Origin of the sequence: Vibrio frigidus (assembly GCF_042465995.1) — a bacterium.
Lineage (GTDB): Bacteria > Pseudomonadota > Gammaproteobacteria > Enterobacterales > Vibrionaceae > Vibrio.
In genome coordinates this window covers 1-1,420 of record NZ_JBCDMC010000031.1, presented here as the reverse complement: position 1 = coordinate 1,420, position 1,420 = coordinate 1, and the positions used below count along the sequence as shown (strand labels likewise).

General features: G+C 48.8%; 2 protein-coding genes. Both read left to right on the top strand.

From position 1 onward, the window contains the following. The coding region (locus AACW90_RS22835; RefSeq protein WP_390239355.1) for an FAD-binding protein at positions 1-966 on the top strand (966 nt) is incomplete at its 5' end. Next, positions 966-1,420 (top strand): 2Fe-2S iron-sulfur cluster-binding protein (locus AACW90_RS22830; RefSeq protein WP_390239351.1); only part of this gene is annotated, 455 nt, incomplete at its 3' end. The genes AACW90_RS22835 and AACW90_RS22830, both read left to right, overlap by 1 nt.

The window sequence follows — 1,420 nt, the reverse complement described above, 5'->3', positions numbered from 1 at the left end:
ATGGAACTGGGTCCTCGAGACAAAGTTTCTCAAGCGTTTTGGCACGAGCAGCAAAAAGGTAACACCATCGACCATCCCCTTGGCGATGTGGTGCATCTAGACCTGAGACACTTAGGTGAAGAGTACCTTCAAGAGCGTCTGCCGTTTATTTGTGAGCTGTCGAAGGCGTATGTTAACGTCGATCCGGCAAAAGAGCCGATCCCAATTCGTCCAACGGTTCACTACACCATGGGTGGGATTGAAACCGATCCGAGTTGTGAAACGAAAATCAAAGGTCTCTTCGCCGTGGGTGAATGTGCCTCTTCCGGTCTACATGGTGCAAACCGCTTAGGCTCAAACTCGCTGGCGGAGTTCGTGGTATTTGGTCGCGTGGCAGGCGAAAGTGCGGTGAAACGCGCGGAAACGTTTACCGGCTGGAACGACGACGCGATTGAAAAACAAGTGAAAGCGGTAGAAGCACGTATCCAAGGATTGATGGACCAGGAAGGCGATGAAAGCTGGTCGACCATTCGAACAGAAATGGGCCACTCTATGGAAGCGGGCTGTGGTATTTACCGCCGCGAAGATCTCATTCAAGAGACCATGGATAAGCTGACCGAGCTGAAAGAGCGTTATAAGAAAATCAGCATTAAAGACCGAGGAAAGGTGTTCAACACCGACCTTCTTTATGCCATTGAGATTGGTTATGGCCTTGAAGTGGCAGAAGCAATGGCTCACTCGGCTATTCTTCGTCGTGAATCTCGTGGGGCGCATCAACGTTTAGATGAAGGCTGCACCGAACGTGATGATGTGAACTACTTGAAGCACTCACTGGCGCTCTTCAACGAAGGACGCGCACCAACGATTGAATACAGTGATGTTACTATCACGAAATCTCAACCTAAAGCTCGCCTGTATGGGGCAGCAGCAGAAGAAGCGGCGGCGAAAGAAGTCGCAGACGCACAAGCCGCAGAGGAGCAGAAGTAATGACGGGTACTAGAATTCAAAAAGTCGATATTCTGCGTTACGATCCAGAAAAAGACGCCGAGCCTTATAAGCAAACCTTCGAAGTTCCTTTCGATGACACAATGTCAGTGCTTGACGCGCTGGGCTACATCAAAGATAACCTAGATAAAGACCTGTCCTATCGCTGGTCTTGTCGTATGGCTATCTGTGGCTCATGCGGCATGATGGTGAACAACTATCCTAAATTGGCCTGTAAAACGTTCTTACGTGATTACCCTGATGGCCTTTTGATTGAGCCGTTAGCCAACTTCCCTATCGAGAAAGACTTAATCGTCGACATGACGCCGTTCATTGAACGTCTTGAAGCACTTAAGCCTTATATTATCGGTAATGACCGCACACCGGAAGATGGTCCAAACAACCAAACACCACAGCAAATGGCAAAATATAAGCAGTTTGCTGCTTGTATCAACTG